This is a genomic window from Bradyrhizobium sp. USDA 4454 (assembly GCF_054822705.1).
Genome location: NZ_JBTRCN010000001.1, coordinates 4,471,105 through 4,490,292, shown reverse-complemented (window position 1 = coordinate 4,490,292; position 19,188 = coordinate 4,471,105). Strand labels below are relative to the sequence as shown.

The 19,188-nt window shown below is 65.5% G+C and carries 15 protein-coding genes; 4 read left to right on the top strand and 11 right to left on the bottom strand.

All coding sequences use genetic code 11. The annotated features are described in order from the left end of the window. Nucleotides 1–13: 13 nt before the first annotated feature. The 5 genes from ACVIW0_RS21160 to ACVIW0_RS21140 all read right to left on the bottom strand — a co-directional run bounded on the left by ACVIW0_RS21160 (nt 14) and on the right by ACVIW0_RS21140 (nt 4,676). On the bottom strand, nt 14–223 hold the full coding sequence (locus ACVIW0_RS21160; protein WP_456755157.1) for a hypothetical protein: 210 nt from the start codon (nt 221–223) through the stop codon (nt 14–16). A gap of 103 nt (nt 224–326) precedes the next feature. Continuing rightward, nucleotides 327–1,442, bottom strand: a complete 1,116-nt coding sequence (locus tag ACVIW0_RS21155) for an acyltransferase family protein (protein WP_461354082.1) — start codon at nt 1,440–1,442, stop codon at nt 327–329. Between the two features lie 68 nt (nt 1,443–1,510). After that, nucleotides 1,511–2,734, bottom strand: a complete 1,224-nt coding sequence (gene chrA / locus ACVIW0_RS21150; RefSeq protein ID WP_461354081.1) for a chromate efflux transporter — start codon at nt 2,732–2,734, stop codon at nt 1,511–1,513. A 359-nt stretch (nt 2,735–3,093) separates the two neighbouring features. Beyond that, nucleotides 3,094–3,588, bottom strand: a complete 495-nt coding sequence (locus tag ACVIW0_RS21145) for a YciE/YciF ferroxidase family protein (protein WP_461354080.1) — start codon at nt 3,586–3,588, stop codon at nt 3,094–3,096. Nucleotides 3,589–3,776: 188 nt separating this feature from the next. Then, nucleotides 3,777–4,676, bottom strand: coding sequence for a LysR family transcriptional regulator (locus ACVIW0_RS21140; protein ID WP_461354079.1), 900 nt, complete (start codon nt 4,674–4,676; stop codon nt 3,777–3,779). A 77-nt stretch (nt 4,677–4,753) separates the two neighbouring features. On the opposite strand from ACVIW0_RS21140, the gene ACVIW0_RS21135 reads away from it, so the two are divergent. Further along, nucleotides 4,754–5,743: a zinc-dependent alcohol dehydrogenase family protein gene (locus ACVIW0_RS21135; protein WP_461354078.1), complete on the top strand. Its 990-nt coding sequence runs from the start codon at nt 4,754–4,756 to the stop codon at nt 5,741–5,743. A gap of 85 nt (nt 5,744–5,828) precedes the next feature. On the opposite strand, the gene ACVIW0_RS21130 is transcribed toward ACVIW0_RS21135, so the two are convergent. Continuing rightward, the gene (locus ACVIW0_RS21130) at nt 5,829–7,301 is read right to left on the bottom strand and encodes a protein adenylyltransferase SelO (RefSeq protein ID WP_461354077.1); all 1,473 of its coding nucleotides are present in this window, start codon (nt 7,299–7,301) and stop codon (nt 5,829–5,831) included. A gap of 196 nt (nt 7,302–7,497) precedes the next feature. Between ACVIW0_RS21130 and aspS the strand changes: the two genes are divergently transcribed. Then, the gene (aspS, locus tag ACVIW0_RS21125) at nt 7,498–9,405 is read left to right on the top strand and encodes an aspartate--tRNA ligase (RefSeq protein WP_461354076.1); all 1,908 of its coding nucleotides are present in this window, start codon (nt 7,498–7,500) and stop codon (nt 9,403–9,405) included. 149 nt (nt 9,406–9,554) lie between these two features. On the opposite strand, the gene ACVIW0_RS21120 is transcribed toward aspS, so the two are convergent. Next, a complete protein-coding gene (locus ACVIW0_RS21120; RefSeq protein ID WP_461354075.1) occupies nt 9,555–11,570 on the bottom strand; it encodes a hypothetical protein in 2,016 nt (671 codons plus the stop codon). A gap of 223 nt (nt 11,571–11,793) precedes the next feature. Between ACVIW0_RS21120 and ACVIW0_RS21115 the strand changes: the two genes are divergently transcribed. Further along, nucleotides 11,794–14,103, top strand: coding sequence for an NADP-dependent malic enzyme (locus ACVIW0_RS21115; RefSeq protein WP_461354074.1), 2,310 nt, complete (start codon nt 11,794–11,796; stop codon nt 14,101–14,103). A 154-nt stretch (nt 14,104–14,257) separates the two neighbouring features. Beyond that, entirely contained in the window at nt 14,258–14,710 is a 453-nt protein-coding gene (locus ACVIW0_RS21110; RefSeq protein WP_461354073.1) for a DoxX family protein, read from the top strand. 113 nt (nt 14,711–14,823) lie between these two features. On the opposite strand, the gene ACVIW0_RS21105 is transcribed toward ACVIW0_RS21110, so the two are convergent. From ACVIW0_RS21105 to ACVIW0_RS21090, 4 genes are all read right to left on the bottom strand, one after another. Then, nucleotides 14,824–15,381, bottom strand: coding sequence for a dihydrofolate reductase (locus ACVIW0_RS21105; RefSeq protein ID WP_461354072.1), 558 nt, complete (start codon nt 15,379–15,381; stop codon nt 14,824–14,826). 78 nt (nt 15,382–15,459) lie between these two features. Continuing rightward, complete coding sequence (locus ACVIW0_RS21100; protein WP_461354071.1) at nt 15,460–16,464, bottom strand: polysaccharide deacetylase family protein; 1,005 nt, start codon at nt 16,462–16,464, stop codon at nt 15,460–15,462. Nucleotides 16,465–16,623: 159 nt separating this feature from the next. Then, nucleotides 16,624–17,193 (bottom strand): glutathione peroxidase, encoded by a 570-nt coding sequence (locus ACVIW0_RS21095; protein WP_461354070.1) that lies wholly within the window; start codon nt 17,191–17,193, stop codon nt 16,624–16,626. Between the two features lie 178 nt (nt 17,194–17,371). Beyond that, nucleotides 17,372–19,081, bottom strand: a complete 1,710-nt coding sequence (locus ACVIW0_RS21090; RefSeq protein ID WP_461354069.1) for a L,D-transpeptidase — start codon at nt 19,079–19,081, stop codon at nt 17,372–17,374. Between the last annotated feature and the right edge of the window lie 107 nt (nt 19,082–19,188).

The window sequence follows — 19,188 nt, the reverse complement described above, 5'->3', positions numbered from 1 at the left end:
GCCACCGAGCCCGTCAACGCCAGGCTTTCTCGTTCTTCTGCTCGTAGTCCTTGAATGCCTTCTCGAGGCCGCCGAGAACCTCGGCCGATGTTTCGAACATCGCCTTCAACTGCGGCTCGTCAACTTTCTCGATGTCTTCGCGGAGGTGGGTGCGGATGTCCTTGAGCGCCTTCTGCATCTTCTGCGTATGATGGCGCGGATCACGATCTGTCGCACTGGCCATGTCGAGTCTCCTTGCTGATCGAGCTTCGCCGGATCGTGACGGAGTCCGGTGAGATGGCGATCAACGGTCAGGGCATAACGACGTTCCAACCAATCGGGCGGGATCAACCGTCCGTGAGCAAGGCATTGCCGGGGCGGCCAAGACTCGATGGCCATCCGAGTCGCGAGGCGAGCACCGTCAGCTTGTCCCTGACGTGATAATGCGCGGGGCCTTCGAGGAAGCGCCAGACCAGCCACGCCAGCACGACCATGCCGGTGACGACGAGCGCGGCCGAGAGCGCGTTCGGCGTCGGCGTCATCAGCAACAGGATCACGTAGCCGAGCTGCAGATGCAGCAGGTAAAGCGGATAGGTGATGCCGCCGACGGCCCTGACGATGTTGTCCGGCAGCGGCACCGACTTGATGCGGGTGGCGGCGAACACGATGCCGAGCGAGACGATGCAGATCACCGTGACGACGCCGGGATTGAAGCTGCCATGGGTGTGGACGCCGAGCCGCTCCAGCTTGTGCACGGCCTGGAACGTCGCCGTGCCCATCGCCAGCGTCAGCAGGCTGTAAAGCCTGGTGTCGCGCCGTCCGCGATAATGCTCGTAGATCAGCAGCCCGACGGCGAAGAAGCCGCTGTCGTCGGCCATAAACAGTTTCTCGAACAGCGGGATGTCGAGCGTCAGCTCGTTGGCGAAGGTGATGGCGATCCACGCCGCGATGATGGTGTCGATCCGCCGCGGGAAGACGCCCCAGGCCAGGAACAGCGCGACCCAGACGTAGAACACCACCTCGATCACCAGCGACCAGTAGGCATCGTCCATGTAGGGCTGGCCGAGCATCGGCGCGGCGATGAACAGGTTGGCCAGCCATTGCTGCCAGCTCACGTGGAAATACGCCTGGCCGAGCAGCAGCGTCGTCAGGAAGGTCAGCGTCATGCAGATGACGAAGGTCGGATAGATCCGGCTGAAGCGGGCGATCGCGAAACCGACCGGCGTGCGGCCCTCGGCCGAATAGGCGATGACGAAGCCGGAGATCGCGAAGAACACGGGGACGCCGAGGAAGCCGTATTGCGCGACCGGGGCGAGATAGGGCAGCGCGACCAGTTGCGCGCCGTGCGATGCCACGCCCCAGAAGCCGTAATGATACAGGATGACGGCCCCGACCGCGGCGAGCCGCAGCAGGTCCAGCACGGGAACGCGGCCCGGATCCGCATGTTTGGAAACATTTGGCATAGGCCGGTATTTTGGCCGGCAGCCGTGAAGGCGTTCTTAATCCGGCGCGCGAAACGCCTGAGGGCCGTTCACGATTGCAGGAGCCCGGTGGCGATGCCGGCGCCGGCGCTGAGCACGACCACCACGAGCGGCGGGGCCCGCCACGCCGTCAGCAGCACGAAGCCCGCCAGCGCGATGCCGAAGTCGAGCGGGCGCTGCGCGCTGCTGGTCCACACCGGATTGTAGAGCGCGGCGCCGAGGATGCCGACCACGGCGGCATTGACGCCGCGCATCATCGCCTGTGCCGAAGGCTGCTTGCGGAAGCTGTCCCAGAACGGCAGCGCGGCGAGCAGGACCAGAATGCCCGGCAGGAAGATGCCGATCAGGCCTGTGACCGCGCCGGGCACGCCGCCGATCACGGCGCCGAGATAGGCGGCGAAGGTGAACAGCGGGCCCGGCACCGCCTGTGCGGCGCCGTATCCGGTCAGGAACGCATCGTCGCCGATCCAGCCCGGCGTCACCACCGCTTCGCGCAGCAGCGGCAGCACGACATGCCCGCCGCCGAACACCAGCGCGCCGGAGCGGTAGAACGCCTCGAACAGGCCAACGCCGGGCCATGTGCTGGCAAGGAGCGGCAGTCCGGCGAGCAGGGCAAGGAACAGGATCAGTGCCACGACGCTAACGCGGCGCGACACCGGCATCGCAATATGCGTGACGCCGTTAGCCTGTTGCGCGCGGCACAGCCAAAGCCCTGCGATGGCGCCGAGCACGATGGCGCCGATCTGCGCGATCGACGACGAACTGGTGAGGATGAGGAGGGCGGCCACCGTCGCGATCGATGCGCGTTCACGATCGGGGCAGAGCGCGCGCGCCATGCCCCAGACCGCCTGCGCCACGATCGCCACCGCGACCAGCTTGAGGCCATGCACCAGGCCGGTGCCGGCCGGGCCGCTCAATCCGCTCGCGCCATAGGCAAACAGCACCAGCGCAATCGCCGACGGCAGCGTGAAGCCGGTCCAGGCCGCCAGCGCGCCGAGATAGCCGGCGCGCATCAGGCCGAGCGAAAAGCCGACCTGGCTGCTCGCCGGGCCCGGCAGGAACTGGCAGAGCGCGACCAGGTCGGCATAGGCCTGCTCGTCGAGCCAGCGTCGGCGGGTGACGAACTCGTCGCGGAAATATCCGATATGGGCGATCGGGCCGCCAAAGCAGCTGACGCCGAGCTTGAGGAAGATCAGCAGCACCTCGAGCGGCGAATGTGCGGAGCTCGCGGTGGAAGGCGGGGTGCCGGGCTGCTGGACGTTCGGGTCGTTCAAGCGGCGTCAAGTCCCTGACTGGCGTCCCAGGCCCGGGACTCATCGCAATCAGCATATCGGGATTCGATGACGCCTTGGCGGGATATTATCCGCCGGCAGGCTCACTCGTAGCGCATGTTCTTCGACGGCCGGCGCGCCGCGGGCATCGCCAGCACGACGAGACACAGTGCGATCATCGCCAGTCCCATGAATTCGAATGCAAATGCGTCCACGACCCATTCTCCCCCATCAGAAACAGTTAGACTTGTTGGGGGAGCGTTGACGCGCTGTTAAGCCTTATGGTTACCGCCGAGGGCCTCCCGGCATGGTGGAAGGTGAGTTAACGCTCACGTCGGAGGCATCAGGCGGATTGAGCTGCGTTACGCGGCCAGGGCATCCTGGTTGATTTCGCCCTTGGCGAGCGTCGTCAGCAGCGCGTCGACCTGCCGTTCTTCCTCGAGGCTGTCGTGCAGCAGCCGCTGATCGTCGCGCAGATCAAGCTGGCCGGCGAGGGCGGCTGCGCTGCCATAGGCGGCGATCTCGTAGTGCTCGAGCTTCTGCGCCGAGGCGAGCAGGCCGGCATCGCGGAGATAATCGTCGGGCAGCAGCGAAACCATCTTGGCGGTTTCGTGAATCAGCGCCTGCATGGCCTGGTCGGTATGCTCCAGCGGATCGGCGCCGTGCATGCGCAGCAGCGATTTCAACCGCTCGCCCTGCACGATGGTCTCGCGGTGGTGCCGGTTGAACGCATCCTTGAGCGACGGATGCGACGCGACTTCCGCCATCCGCGCCAGTGCCACGGCGAGCTGGTCCTCGACGCTTGCGAGCTCCTGAAGCTCGGCAACATACATGTCCTTGAAGCTGGTGATCTTCATCGTGAAACCTTTCTTGTGTCGGGACTCGGGCGTGGTGGCGGCCGGAACCGGCTGTCCGGGCACCCTGCCGGCCCGAGCTGCTGCCGCTCAGCGGAACGGAACCTCGATGACACGAGGCCGCACGTTCCACGTTGTCCGGCCAACGATGTGCGCGGGAAATCGTTGCAAACCAATCAGGGGGCGCGGCGCTACGCCACGAGTTTCGGCAGCGCGGTCGCCAGCGCGTCCACCGCAAGGCGGACCTTTGGCGGCAGTCGCGGCGTCGGCAGCCACAGCGCATGGCAGTCATAGGGCAGCTCGCCTTCGCTGCCGAGAACGCGGACCAGCGCGCCGCTGTCGAGGCGCGCGCGTACCAGCCAGGACGGCAGCCACGCGAGCCCCATGCCGCGCACCGCGGCGTCGGCGATGGCTTCGAGATCGTCGAGCCTGAGCCGCCCGGCCGGCCACACCTCGCGCGGTGGCTGACCGTCGCGCGGGAACAGCCACGGTCGCGCGCGGCCCAGGCGGCGGTAGTTGATCGCCTGATGCTTGCCGAGCTCGTCGAGCGTGCGCGGTCTGCCATGGGCTTTCAAATAGGCGCGCGAGCCGCACACCACCATGCGCTGGCGCGCGATGCGCCGCGCGATCACGCCGGACGGCGCGGCGAGATCGCCGGTCCTGATCGCAAGGTCGTAGCCGCCCTCCATCAGATCGGCGACGGAATCGCCGAACGAAAGATCGAGCTCGAGCGCGGGATGTCTCTGCGCCAGCTTGAGCAGCAGCGGTGCCACGCAGTAGCGGCCCAGCAGCGCCGGCATCGTCACCCGCAGCCGCCCGCGCGGCTCCGATAGCTGATCGGCCGCAAGCGCGTCGGCGGCATCCGCTTCGGCGAGCACCGTGCGGCAGCGTTCGTAATAGGCTTGACCGAACTCGGTCAGGCTCTGCCGTCGCGTGGTGCGGTGGAGCAGGCGGACACCGAGCCGCTCTTCAAGGAAGCGGACATGCTTGCCGACCATGGGGCCGGACATTTCGAGCGCCTCGGCGGCGGCGGCGAAGGAGCCGAGGTCGACCGCCCTGAGAAACACGGCCATGCTGGTCAGGCGGTCCATCAATTCGAAACTCCCAGTTTTCCGCGGAAATCGCCTTGGCATAGCACATTCAAATCAACTGTTTTGGAGTGTTGCCGATGGCGCGCGTGGTTCGTTTTCATCAAATCGGCGGTCCCGAGGTGCTGCGCATCGAGGATGTTGCGATCGCGCTGCCCGCTCGCGGCGAGGTCCGGATTCGGATCAAGGCGCTCGGGCTGAACCGTGCCGAAGCCCTGATGCGGAAGGGGACCTATATCGAGACGCCGGCGCTGCCGTCCGGCCTCGGCCTCGAGGCCGCCGGGCTGGTCGAAGCGATCGGCGAGGGCGTCAGCGGTTTCGCACCCGGTGATGCCGTCAGCATCGTGCCGCCGATCTCGATGGCGCGGTGGCCGGCTTATGCCGAGCTCGCGACATTCCCGGCCGAGCTGGTCGTCAAGCATCCGCCGGAGCTGGGGTTCGAGGCGGCGGCCGCGGTGTGGATGCAATATCTCACGGCGTACGGCGCCTTGATCGATGTTGCCCGGCTCGGTCGTGGCGAGTTCGTCGTGATCACGGCGGCATCGAGCAGCGTCGGGCTCGCCGCGATCCAGATCGCCAATCGCATCGGTGCGATCCCGATCGCGGTGACACGGACCTCAGCCAAGGTGCAGGCGCTGCGCGACGCCGGCGCCGCGCATGTGATCGCGTCCGCGGAGGAAGACCTGCAGTCGAGGCTGGAACAGATCGCGGGCCGCGACGGCGTGCGTGTCGTGCTCGATCCGGTCGGCGGCCCGGTTTTCCTGCCGCTGACATCGGCTATGGCGCACGGCGGCATCCTGATCGAGTATGGCGGGCTCAGCTCCGAGCCGACGCCGTTTCCGGTGTTCACGGTGCTGAGCAAGAGCCTGATCCTGCGCGGCTACCGCGTGCACGAGGTGGTCGGGGATCCGGCACGGCTTGCGGCGGCGAAAGCATTCATGCTCGACGGGCTTGCCGACGGCGCGCTGAAGCCGATCATCGCCAGGACGTTTGCGTTCGACGAGATCGTCGACGCGCATCGCTATCTGGAATCGAACACGCAGTTCGGCAAGATCGTCGTGACGGTGTGAGCGCAGTGCGCAGAGCGGATTAGCCCACCGGGTCCGCGCGAAGCGCGGCCCGATGACAGGCTCCGGCGTAATCCGCCCTACAAAGCTACGTCCCGCAGAACGTCTGCGTCACCAGCTGCTCGGGCAGGGGCGGCTCGGCATATGCCGCGTAGTGCGGCTGATCTTCGTACGGCTTCGCCAGCACCGTCAGCAGCTCCTCGAACGGGGCGTAGTCGTCGTTGCTGACGGCGGCCGCAATCACCGCCTCGATGCGGTGGTTGCGCGGGATGAAGGCCGGGTTGACGGCATTCATTGCGGCCTTGCGCTCGGCCGCGCTCTGCGGCTCCAGCGCGAGGCGGACGCGCCAGCGGGCGGCCCATTCGTCGAACGCGGCGGGATCGGTGAACTGCGCGCGGACATCGACAGCGTCGTCGGCGGCGGCGTCGCCGAGATGGCGGAAGGTCAGTGTGAAGTCGGCCGCGTTCTTGGCCATCGCGTCGAGCAGGTCCTGGATCAGCGCCTCGTCGCCGTCGTGCGCGGTGAACAGGCCGACCTTGGCGCGCAGCCCGGCCTGATAGGCCGCGGTGAATTTTTCCGGGAATTCGCCGAGGATCAATTGCGCCTGCTCGATGGCCTTCTCCTGCTCGCTGTCGAACAGCGGCAGCAGGCACTCGGCGAGGCGGGTCAGATTCCACAGCGCGATGCGCGGCTGGTTGGCATAGGCGTAGCGGCCCATCTCGTCGATCGAGGAGAACACCTGCGCCGGGTTGTAGGCGTCGAGGAAGGCGCAGGGGCCGTAATCGATGGTCTCGCCCGAGATCGAGGTGTTGTCGGTGTTCATCACGCCATGGATGAAGCCGACTAAAAGCCAGCGCGCAACCAGCGCCGCCTGCCGCGCCACGACGCCGGCGAGCAGGGCGTGATAGGGCTGCGCAGCATCCTTCAGCTCGGGATAGTGCCGGGCGATGACATGGTCGGCCAGCGCCCGCACGCCATCGGTGTCGCCACGGGCCGCGAAGAACTGGAAGGTGCCGACGCGGATGTGGCTCGCGGCGACGCGGGTTAGCACCGCGCCGGGCAGCGCGGTCTCGCGCATCACCGGCTCGCCGGTGACGACCGCGGCCAGCGACCGGGTGGTCGGAATGCCCAGCGCGAACATCGCCTCGCTGACGATGTATTCGCGCAAGACGGGACCGAGCGCGGCGCGGCCATCGCCGCGGCGGGAGAACGGGGTCGGGCCACTGCCTTTCAGCTGGATGTCGCGGCGGACGCCGTCCTTGTCGATGACCTCGCCGAGCAGGATGGCGCGGCCGTCGCCGAGCTGGGGAACAAAGTGGCCGAACTGGTGGCCGGCATAGGCCATGGCGATCGGGTCGGCGCCGTCGGGCAGCCGCTTGCCGGCGAGGATTTCGGCGCCCTCCGCGGTCGACAGCAGGTCCGGGTCGAGCCCGAGCTGGATGGCCAAAGGCCGGTTCAGCTTGATCAGCCGGGGGGCTGCCACCGGGGTCGGCGCGACGCGGGCGAAAAAGTTCGCCGGGAGCGCCGAATAGGTGTTCTGGAACGGGAAATGGATGGTCATATCCCGAAGATAGGCCTGCGGGCCGAATAGGCAAACGATTGGCGGCGTCGGCCCGTAAAATCTGCCGTTTGACCCGAAAACCGACCGTTCCATTGGTTGCCGCACCGGCCCTCGTCGGCTAAACCCTCCGCAACTTCGGACAGGGCATTTTGGCCCTGTCGCGATTCGACCCTCCGACATCAGTTTTGGGACTAAAATGCATCGCTACCGGTCACACACATGCGGCGCGCTCCGAGAGAGCGATATCGACCAGACGGCCAGGCTGTCAGGCTGGGTCCACCGGGTCCGCGACCATGGCGGCGTGCTGTTCGTCGATCTGCGCGACCATTACGGCATCACCCAGTGCGTGGCCGATCCGGACTCGCCGGCGTTCGCCGAGGTCGAGAAGTTCCGCTCCGAATGGGTGGTGCGGATCGACGGCAAGGTGCGCCGTCGTCCCGCCGGCACCGATAACCCGGAATTGCCGACCGGCCTGGTCGAGATCTACATCAAGGAGATCGAGGTGCTGGGCCCGGCGGCCGAGCTGCCGCTGCCGGTGTTCGGCGAGCAGGAATATCCTGAGGACATCCGGCTGAAGTACCGCTTCCTCGACCTGCGTCGCGAGAAGCTGCACCAGAACATCATGACCCGCGGCGCGGTGGTCGATTCCATGCGCAAGCGGATGAAGGAGCAGGGCTTCTTCGAATTCCAGACCCCGATCCTCACCGCATCGTCGCCGGAAGGCGCGCGCGACTTCCTGGTGCCGTCGCGGATTCATCCCGGCAAGTTCTACGCGTTGCCGCAGGCGCCGCAGCAGTACAAGCAGCTCTTGATGATGTCGGGCTTCGACCGCTACTTCCAGATCGCGCCGTGCTTCCGCGACGAGGACCCGCGCGCCGACCGCCTGCCGGGCGAGTTCTATCAGCTCGACGTCGAGATGAGTTTTGTCGAGCAAGGCGATGTCTTCGAAGCGATGGAGCCCGTTATCACGGGTGTTTTCGAGGAGTTTGCTAAGGGGAAGCCAGTGACGCGGGGCTGGCCACAAATTTCCTATACCGCTTCCATTCGAGCATTCGGCACGGATAAGCCCGATCTGCGAAATCCGCTGGTAATCCATGATGTGACGAATATCTTTCGCGGCTCAGGCTTCGGGCTCTTCGCCCGGGGCATTTCGGGCGATGAGAGAGTTCGCATATGGGCGATTCCGGCGCCTGGTGCCGGTAGTCGAGCATTTTGCGATCGCATGGACAGTTGGGCCAAGGGCGAGGGGCAACCGGGCCTTGGGTATATTTTCTGGCGTGACGGCGATGTGGCAGGAGCGGGGCCAATCGCGAAGAACCTCGGCCCTCAACTAACCGCAACGTTGATGCGCGAGCTCAATGGGCGGTTGGGTGAGTTTATCCGTTTGCCGGTACCCGTCGAAGAGCAGAATTCGATGGAGACACTTTCTGGCGAGAACTTCCCGCTAGAGATCGCAAACCGGTATCGTAGCCTTCGCCCGAATGGTCTTCTGGACGGGGATGCAGTCTTCTTTGTAATGGGGATACCCAAAGATATCCACAAATTCGCCGGTGCCGTTCGAACCAAGATCGGTGACGAAATGAACCTCACCGATAAAGAGCGGTTTGAACTCGCTTGGATTATCGACTTTCCGATGTTTGAGTATAACGAGGAAGAGAGGAAGGTCGATTTCTCTCACAACCCATTTTCCATGCCTCAGGGAGGGCTGGGAGCGCTTCAGAACCTAGATCCGCTGGGTGTTTTTGCGTTCCAGTACGACATCGTTTGCAACGGCTACGAGATCGCCTCGGGCGGCATCCGCAACCACAAGCCGGAAGCGATGGTGAAGGCGTTCGAGATCGCGGGCTATGGCGAGCAGGAGGTCATCGACCGGTTCGGCGGCATGTACCGTGCGTTCCAGTACGGCGCGCCGCCGCATGGCGGCATGGCGGCGGGCCTCGATCGCATTGTGATGCTGCTCTGCGGCACCAACAATCTGCGCGAGATCTCGCTGTTCCCGATGAACCAGCAGGCCATGGATTTGCTGATGGGCGCGCCGTCGGAAGCGACGCCGAAGCAGCTCAAGGAGCTGCACATCCGGACCAATTTGCCGGCGAAGGGGTAGCCTTCGAAGTCACCTCGCCCCGCGCTTGCGGGGAGAGGTCGGCGCGAAGCGCCGGGTGAGGGGCTTCTCTCCGCGTAAACTTATCTACCGAATTTGCGGAAGCAGCCCCTCACCCCAGCCCTCTCCCCGTAAGAACGGGGAGAGGGAGGCTAGAGCCCCGTCGAGGCCTCGATCTTGAATTGCGCCAGCGCCGATTGCGGATCGGCCTTGAGCAACTGCATCAATTGCAGCACCGGCGCTTTGGCGCGCGGGGTCAATTTGATGACCAGCGTCTGCCCCGGCGTCTCGATGAACTGGCTGATCGCGGTGACGAGGGCGGTGGCATCCGGGTTGGCGGCACCGATCGCTTCGCTTTGCGCCTTGATGCTGTCGAGGATGGTCTTGCGCGCCTCGTCGCGGCCGACATTCTGGGTGCGGGCGAACTGGGCGACTGCAATATCGATGACGCCGAGATCGTGGACGATGAACTCGATCGTGCCGGCCTCGATCTGCGCGGCTGCGCCCATGGACTCCGCCGCGCTGGTCGAAAACGCCTCGCGCGGCACATTGCCGAGCGCGACCTTCGCCGATGCATTCAACAGGCCGGCCATGTTGAGCTTGACCGGTTCGAGCGCGAACGCGCGTGACGCCTCGGTCCAAACAGCGCCGAGATCGGCATCGACTGCCATCCGGTCGATCCCGGCGGCGACCAGCGCCTGCTGCTGCGGATCGGCCGCATCCAGCGGCGCCGCCATCTTCGCGACCAGGTGCAGTTTGCTCGGGATCGTTCCGACGAACTGACCCCAGTCGAGGCTGAGGACGTCGATGTTGACCGACTTGCCGGTGGCCTTGTAGGGCGACGTGACACCCTTGACCTCGATGCCCTCGATCAGGGGAAACAGCGTGAGCGCCTGTTCAGGCGTCGGCTTCTGTCCGGCGAATTGCGCGGAGAGCCGCATGAGGCTCGCGACATCGAGCGACTTCAGCGCGAAGCGTCCGACCTTGAGGGGGCCGTTCGGCGCATGCGCATCGAGCCCCTCGACCGCGAGCTCGCCGATCTTGCCATGTTCGAAATTGAAGCGCACCGCGGACAACTTGAACGGGCCCTGCGGCGTCTCGACAGCAAGACCGCGGATTTCGGCGTTGCCGATTCCAGCGCCGGAGTAGAGGCCGGCGACCTTTTCCAACAGCTCGCGCGCCTGTGCCGGGCTCGGCGGTGCGCTCCCCTTCGGCGGGATCATCGCCAGCAGCGCCGGCAGCTGCATCCGTGACGGATTGATCCTGACGTCATCGACGGTCACGCCTTCGATCCGCATGTTGAGGCCTGGCATGGCGGTGGCGGCATCGGCTTTCGCCGTGATCACATAGGGGCCGGCCGAAATGTGGCCCTGAATCCGATAGTCCCGGTCGTCGCCGGCCGTGGCCGGATCGAACATCGCCGCCATCGCACCGACGTCGATATCGGTCGCGGCGGCATTGGCGAGGTCGCCGGTCATCGTGACCGGCTTGCCTGCCTGCGGCTGCGTATTGATCCTGAACGCAACCTTGTCGGTCTTGCTGGACGCGATCTTGCCATCCTTCAGATTCTCGATCGCAAGGCCCGAATAGTCGAACGCGCCGCCGGCCCCGTCGCCGACATGTGCGGCGGCGCTGAAGGTCATCGTGCCGGTCAAGGTGGGCGCGGTCACCGATGACGCGTTGACGCTTGCAACCTGCGTGAATCCAAACCGGTACAGCTCGACGATCGACGATGAGGCCGGAAGCTGCGGCAGGGCGGCGGGACCGGAATAGTCCTTCACCGTAATCCGCGGTGCCTTGTAGGTGAGGGTGGCGATCGTCGGCGTCGGTCCGGCGACGCCGACCTCGACATCCTTGAACTCGATGTTGTCGGCAGAGATCCGAGCCGCGTCCGGCTGACCGAGGCCAGTCAACGTGAGGCTGCCGATCTTGACGTTGACAGGGAATTGCGCGCCCAACTCGGCGCCGATGTCGGAAATCGTCAGGGTGCGGCTCTTGGTGTCGAAGGCGATCTTGCCGTGGCTCGCCTTGGCGCCGCCGGCGCGGACCTGCTCGAACGCAGCCTCGACATCGCGGATCACCCGGCGCTGGGCATAGACGTCGAAACCGAAATAGCCGCCGGCCGCGATGACTGCGACGGCGACCAGGCCGAGCAGAATTTTCTTCATTCGGTCAACTCCGGATCATCAAGGGGAAAAAATTGCCAATCCGCGGCCGGAAGGTGCCGCATCGACGGAAGGGCCCGCCCGGGCCTGTTGACGGGGACATTATCGGATGTTGCATCCAGGCGGCGGGACATGCTTCACATCCGGCTCGATTTGCCGGACAAATGACTTTCGCCTGGATTAGCACAGAAACAAGAAATTTGGGCCGGAAACGCGGGGAGCACGCATGTCGTCATCGTCTGAAGAACTCCATAACGCCGCGCTCGCCTATCACCGGCTGCCGCGACCGGGCAAGCTCGAGATCCAGGCGATCAAGCCGCTTGCCAACCAGCGCGACCTGGCGCTGGCCTATTCGCCGGGCGTAGCCGCCGCCTGCACCGAGATCGCCAACAACCCGGCCGAGGCCGCGACGCTGACCGCCCGTGCCAATCTGGTGGCCGTGGTCTCGAACGGCACCGCGGTGCTCGGGCTCGGCAATATCGGTCCGCTGGCCTCCAAGCCCGTCATGGAAGGCAAGGCGGTGCTGTTCAAGAAATTCGCCGGCATCGACGTGTTCGACATCGAGATCAATGCCAACACGATCGAGCGGGTGGTCGAGACCGTCGCCGCGCTGGAGCCGACCTTCGGCGGCATCAATCTGGAGGACATTCGCGGGCCGGAGTGCTTCGAGATCGAGACGCAGCTCAAGGAGCGCATGAAAATCCCGGTGTTCCACGACGACCAGCATGGCACGGCCATTATCGTCGCGGCCGCGATCGTCAACGGGCTGCGGTTGAACGGCAAGCAATTGTCGGATGTGAAGATCGTCTGCTCCGGCGCCGGCGCCGCGGCGATCGCGACCCTCAATCTGCTGGTCTCGATGGGCGCGCAGCACAAGAACATCTGGGTCTGCGACATCGACGGCGTGGTCTATGACGGCCGCAACACCACGATGGATCGCTGGAAGGCAGTCTATACCCAGAAGACCGACGCGCGCGTGCTGGCCGACGTCATTCCGGGTGCGGACATCTTTATCGGACTGTCGGCGCCCGGCGTGCTGAAGCCCGAAATGGTCAAGCAGATGGGCGACAAGCCGTTGGTGATGGCACTCGCCAATCCGGTGCCGGAGATCATGCCGGACGAGGCGCGGCTGGCGCGACCCGATGCGATGATCTGTACCGGCCGGTCGGACTTCCCAAACCAGGTCAACAACGTGCTGTGTTTCCCGTTCATCTTCCGCGGCGCGCTCGACGTCGGCGCCACCGCGATCAACGAGGCGATGAAGCATGCCGCGGTGGATGCCATCGCGCAGCTCGCGCGCGATCCGCCGTCGGATGCGGTGGCCCATGGCTTCGACAGCGGCGAGACACAGGGGTTCGGCCCGGGCTCGCTGATCCCGAGCCCGTTCGATCCGCGCCTGATCCTGCGCATTGCGCCGGCGGTGGCCAGGGCCGCGATGGAATCCGGCGTCGCGACAAGGCCGATCGCCAATTTCGACGAATACGCCGCCAACCTCGAACGCTTCGCGTTCCGCTCCGGCCTCACCATGAAGCCGGTGTTCGCCAAGGCGAAGACCCAGCCGGTGCGCGTGATCTACGCCGAGGGCGAGGACGAGCGGGTGCTGCGCGCGACGCAGGTGGTGCTCGAGGAGAAGCTGGCGCGGCCGATCCTGGTCGGCCGTCCGTCGGTGGTCGAAACCAGGATCAAGCGCTTCGGCCTGTCGATCAAGGCCGGGCGGGATTTCGACCTGGTCAATCCCGAGGACGATCCGCGCTACCGCTCCTATGTGCAGTCCTATATCGACGTTGCCGGCCGGCGCGGGGTGACGCCCGAAGCGGCGCGCACGGTGGTGCGCACCAACAACACGGTCATCGCAGCACTTGCGGTGTCGCGCGGCGAGGCCGACGCGATGCTGTGCGGCGTCGAGGGCCGCTACATGAGCCATCTTCGCCATGTCCGCGAGATCATCGGCTTCCTGCCGGGGGTCAGCGACTACGCCGCGCTGGCGCTGATGATCACCTCAACCGGCGCGCATTTCCTCGCCGACACCCAGGTGCGGCCGAACCCGAGTGCGGAGGAGCTCGCCGAAGTCGCCTCGCTCGCGGCGATTCACGTCCAGCGTTTCGCCTTCAAGCCGAAGGTCGCCTTCGTGTCACATTCCGACTTCGGCAGCTATGATACGGACTCCTCGCGCAAGATGCGGCGGGCCACCCAGCTCCTGAAGGACAAGCATCCGGAGATCGAGGCCGATGGCGAAATGCAGGGCGACACCGCGCTGTCGGGCGTGGCGCGGCGCCTGGTGCTGCCGCAGTCGCGGCTGGAAGGCGAGGCCAACATCCTGATCATGCCGAACCTCGACGCCGCCAACATCGCCTACCAGATGATCAAATCGCTGGCCAACGCGTTGCCGGTCGGGCCGATCCTGATCGGTCCGGCGCGTCCGGCACACATCCTCACCCCCGGCGTGACGGCACGCGGCATCCTCAACATGACGGCGGTCGCCGCCGTCGAGGCCCAGGAGCGCGCCGGCCGCGCGCAGCCGACGCTATTCGGCTGACGGGTTGCTTGAGCACGTCATGTTCGGAAAACCGCAGCGCAGCTTTCCGGATCGTGCGTGGAGCGAGGTGGATTCGATTTGATCGAAGCAGGCGGGGCGGCCATAATCGCTCCGCCTGCTTCGTCCGATTTCCGCCATCCAGTGAGGCCGACCCATGCCAGCTTTCATCACCTTCGGACGAATCCTGTTTGCCGTGCTGTTCCTCTATTCGGGGGCGAGCAAGCTGTTCGGCATCCAGGCGACGGCGGATCTGCTTGCGGCCAAGGTGACGATCCCGGCCGTGGTCGCGCCCTATACGCAGCAGATCGAAACCTTCGTCGGCATGCCGTTCATGCAGCTGCTAGCGATCACGGTCGGCGCCTTCGAGATCATCGCGGGGTTGATGATCGCGGTGAACGTGCTGGCGCGGTTCTTCGCGATCCTTTTGATCATCTTCGTGTGCTTCGCCACCTTCTACTTCCATGATTTCTGGAATCAGCCGGCGCCCGACAACGTCAAGACGCTGATCGATGCGCTGAAGAACCTGTCGCTGATCGGCGCGCTGTTCATCATCGCCGGCTACGGCCGCGGCCCGCGCCGCGACGACCCGGCGTATGGCGACGTGTAGGGCAGTGCGCAATTGCGTAGGGCGGATTAGCGAAGCGTAATCCGCCGACCGGCACATTGGGTGCGAGAGGCGGCGGGTTACGCCTTCGGCTAACCCGCCCTACGAGAAAGTCTTCAACCCGCGCGCCGCCACGGCGTGACGCTGACATCCTGCTCCGGATCGATCAGCTTTGACGCGCCGGCGACGAGGCCGTGCGCTGCCAGCACCTGCTGCGGGGTGCGGGCAGGGACGCCGGGGAAGCACGGCTCGCCGTCGGGGATGTGGACCTTCGGTGCGACCGAGAGCCAAAACGTGTCGTAGCGGTCCATGAACATGCCGAACACGCCGGGGCCGCCGATGATCGCGACCATGCCCGCGGTCACGCCGGCCGCGCGGCTCGCGGTCTCGAACGGGCAGCCGGCGGGATTCCACAGCAGCGCCTTCGGATTGTCGGGGTCGGGTGCGGTGGTCGCGACCTTGCTCGTCAGGATCAGGCGGCGGCGCTTCGGCGCGTTCGGCTGCTCTTCCTGGGAATGGCGGCCGTGGACGACGAGATCGGCGCGCTCGAGCGCCGCGGTGAAGAACTTCTTGTCGCCCTCGATCTTGAGATCGTCGGGCATCACATTGCGCGCATTCGCCAGCCGGCCGTCGGCCGAGACGATGACGAAGCCTTCAATACGCAACGCAGACATGGGAGTCTTCTTACGCGTTTTCTTCACGCGAACCGGTATCCACTTCGCTTGAAAACGCTCAGGACTATCGCCGTTGCCTTACTGGTCGACCGTGGTGACGACGCTGTTCACCGGCCGCGAGCTCACGGTCGGCAGCTTGACGTCCTTGGCGAGGTCCTGCTCGTATTGCGGCAGCACGGTCGCCGGGAATTTCGCGCGCATCGCGACCACCTTGTAGCCGCCGGCCTTGAGCTGCGTCAGCAGCGTCGGTAGGGCTTCCGCGGTGTGCTTCTGGAAGTCGTGCATCAGGATGATGCCCTTGCCGAGCTTGCCGAGCTTCTTCATCACGTTGTCGATCACGGCTTGCGAGTTCTTCGATTTGAAGTCGAAGGAGTCGAGGTCGCAGGAGAAGATCGCGATGTTGCGGTTGCCGAGATAGGTCACCATTTCCGGCGGATGTTGCAGCGCCGGGAAGCGGAAGAACGGCGAGGGTGAGGTCTCCAGCGCCCACTTGACCGCGGCAAACCCACGTTCGATCTCGCCCTTCTTCTGATCCTCGGTCAGCTTCTTGTTGTTCAGATTCTCGTGCGACCAGGTGTGCGAGCCGACGGTGTGGCCTGCGGCATAGACCTGCCGCAGGATTTCGGGATGGTAGGTGGCGTGCTTACCGATCGGGAAGAAGATGCCCGTGGTGCACTCGTCCGCCAGCGCCTTCAGCACCGCCGGCGTGTTGCCCGGCCACGGACCATCGTCGAAGGTCAGCACCACCTCGTGGTCGCGCAGGAAGTCGAGCTGCTTGAAATGCTCGAAGCCGAAGCCGGGACCGCCCGTGGTGTCGATCTCGACGGTGCGGGCGACGCCGAGGGCGTTCGGATTGTTGCAGGCGGCGCGCGCCGGCTGCGGCGGTTGCTTCGGCGGCACCGGAGCAGCGTTTGCGGTGGCGGGCGCGGGCGCCGCGGCGGCGGGCGCTGGAGCTGCGGCCGCGGGAGCTGCTGCCGGCGCTGCGGCGGCGCCCTTGGCAGGCGGCGTCTGCTGCGACCATGCTGCGCTCGACGCGAGCAACGATACGGTCCCTGCGAAAATCAGACCTGCTGCAATGCGCATGGCGTGTTCCCTGCTGATCGCGTTCCGGGTGGCGGTCTTGCCGCGACCGGGCCGCCTTCGCCCCCAACCGATCGTACCCTAGTCGCAGTGGCGACGCCAAGGCAATGAACGCGGTGGGGTCAAAAATCCTCAGTTAATTCCGGGAATTATCGCGGCTTCTCAGGCGACCGCCAAGGCCCGTGCAATCCCGGTCTTGATCCGGGTGTCGTCGGGCGTGACCGACTCAGGAAAGACGTCGGCGATGTAGCCGTCGCGGCCGATCAGGTATTTGTGGAAGTTCCAGCGCGGCACGTCCTTGGGCCGTGACTCCGCCGCCCAGCGGTAGAACGGGTGCGCGCTGGCGCCCTTGACCACGGCTTTCGCCGCGATCGGGAAGGTGACGCCGTATTGATGCTGCGCGGTCTCGGCGATTTCGGTCGGGCCGCCCGGCTCCTGGCCGCCGAAATCATTGGAGGGCACGCCGATGATGACAAAGCCGCGCTCGCGGAATTCGGTCCACAATTGCTGCAATCCGGCATATTGCGGCGTGAAGCCACAGAGCGAGGCGGTGTTCACGATCAGCAGCGGACGGCCGGCATAGTCGGCGAGGCGAATGTCGCCGCCGTCGAGTGCCGGGAACGAGAAGGCGTAGGCCGTGATCCGGCTCATCGCGGGCTGCCCGGCATGCAGCGCAGGGGATGCGGCGGCCGCGGCGAACGCCGCCACGATCAGTGTCCTGCGGTCCATCATGGTCTCGTCCCCGGAACAGGTGCGAGCGGATCATAGTCCAGAGTGACGGCGCGAGTTTTCAAGAAGGCGTCATATGTAGCCCGGACGGAGCGCAGCGCAATCCGGGGCCGCACCCTCAGCGGACAGAGCGGCCCCGGATTTCGCTTCACTTCATCCGGGCTACGCTACGATCGCTGGTCTAACGCAGCGGCAGGATGAAGTCGGTGCCTTCGCCGGTCTCGCCCTGGTTGATGCCGAGGTCGGAGACGATGATCGATGCGCCGCTGCCGAGCGCCTCGCTGATCCGCGCCATCACGTCCGACGGAATCGAGATGCGGTCGAGCGCCTCGGCCGGGCTGTTGGTCGCCGGCTGCGGCCTGGCCTCGACCGGCGCTGCGGCCACCTTGCGGCGATGCGAGGCGCGCTCCTCGACGTCGATGCGGGTAGCGTTCCGGTTCGGCAGCGTCACCACCGACCAGCGCAGCAGGTTCGCATCGCTCTTGTCGGCTTCCGCGGTGAACACATGGGTGCCGAGCGGCCGATCGCTGGCCGCGATCGTCACCGGCACGTCGAACAGCGGCGCAAAGTTCTGCCGCACATAGAGCTTGGAATCCTTGCGGCTGATGAACACCGCGATCTGGCCGGCGCGCTTCGACACGTCGATTTTGGCGATGCCCGGCAGCCGTGCCGGATCCTTGGCTATATCCTTCTTGGCGTCGGCGCTGTCGGCTGCGGTCGCAGCTTCGGCGGGCTTGTCGGCATCCGTTGCCTTGGCTGCGTCCTTGGCCAGGTCAGCCTTTGGCGCCTCGGTCTTGGACGTATCGACCTTGGGCGCTTCGGCAGCGCCAGGCTTGGCAGCGTCGGCCTTCTGCTCGTCGGCCCTGGCTTCCGGCTTCACCGGATCGCTTGCGGAAACCTCGGACTTCGGCCTGTCGGTAGCGCCCGTGGTCTCGCCGACGGTCTTGTCGTCGGTGGCGACGTCGCCGTGAGCGGCGGTGGAACTGGTCTCGGCCGGCTTGTCGGCTGCGATCTTCTCCGCAATGGCGTCGCGCGCGGAGGACGCATCGGACATCGTCGCCGAGGCGCTCGCTGCCGGCATCGCGCGGCTGGCGTCGGCGGTGTGGGTGTTGTCGCGCAGCGAGGCGGTATGGCCGACGCTGCTGCGCAGATCGAGACCGGACTGCTTGTCGGCGCCCTTGTCGCTCTTCACGCCAAGCGGCGCTTCCATCTTCAGGATGTCGTCGGCAACCGGCTGCTGCGGCACGACCCGCTGCGTCACCAGCAGCGGATGCGAGAAGGTCTCCGGCGAGATCGTGCCCGGTGTGACGAACACGCGGGCGCCCATCCGCGTCCAGTTGTACATCTTGACCGCAAACGACATCGGCATGCGGATGCAGCCATGGGAGGCCGGATAGCCGGGCAGCACACCGGCGTGCATCGCGATGCCCGACCAGGTGATGCGCTGCATGTACGGCATCGGTGCGCCGCTATAGATGTTGGACTGGTGGTACTTCTGCTTCTGGATGACGCTGAAGACACCCATCGGGGTCGAATGCCCCTTCATGCCGGTCGACACCGGGCTTTCGGCGTAGAGGCCGTTCGAGTCGTAGACGCTGACCCGCTGCTGATCGATCGAGACCGAGATGATGAGAGGACCCTGCGGCTTGCTGCCGGTCTCCTTCTCGGTTGCCGGAGTCTTCTTCGCGGTGCTGCGCTTCGGCTTCTGCCGATGCGGCGCCGGCATCGGCTCGACCTCGCCATAAAAGGCGGAGTCCCGGTTCCAGTAAAAGAGGGCTGCATCAGCCTGCGTGGAGGCGGCGACGGCGCCGGCTGCTGTCAGAATTGCAAACTGCCAGAACCGCCCGTTCGCACAATCCAAAATCGAAATCCGACGTCGGCTTGCCCGCATATTCCGAATCCCAGTCCAAACTATTCATTGGTTGTCGCAGACACGGAATGCGTTCACCAGCGCAAGCGATCTAACCCTTCCGTGAGGGGTCGATTTTCGACGAAAGC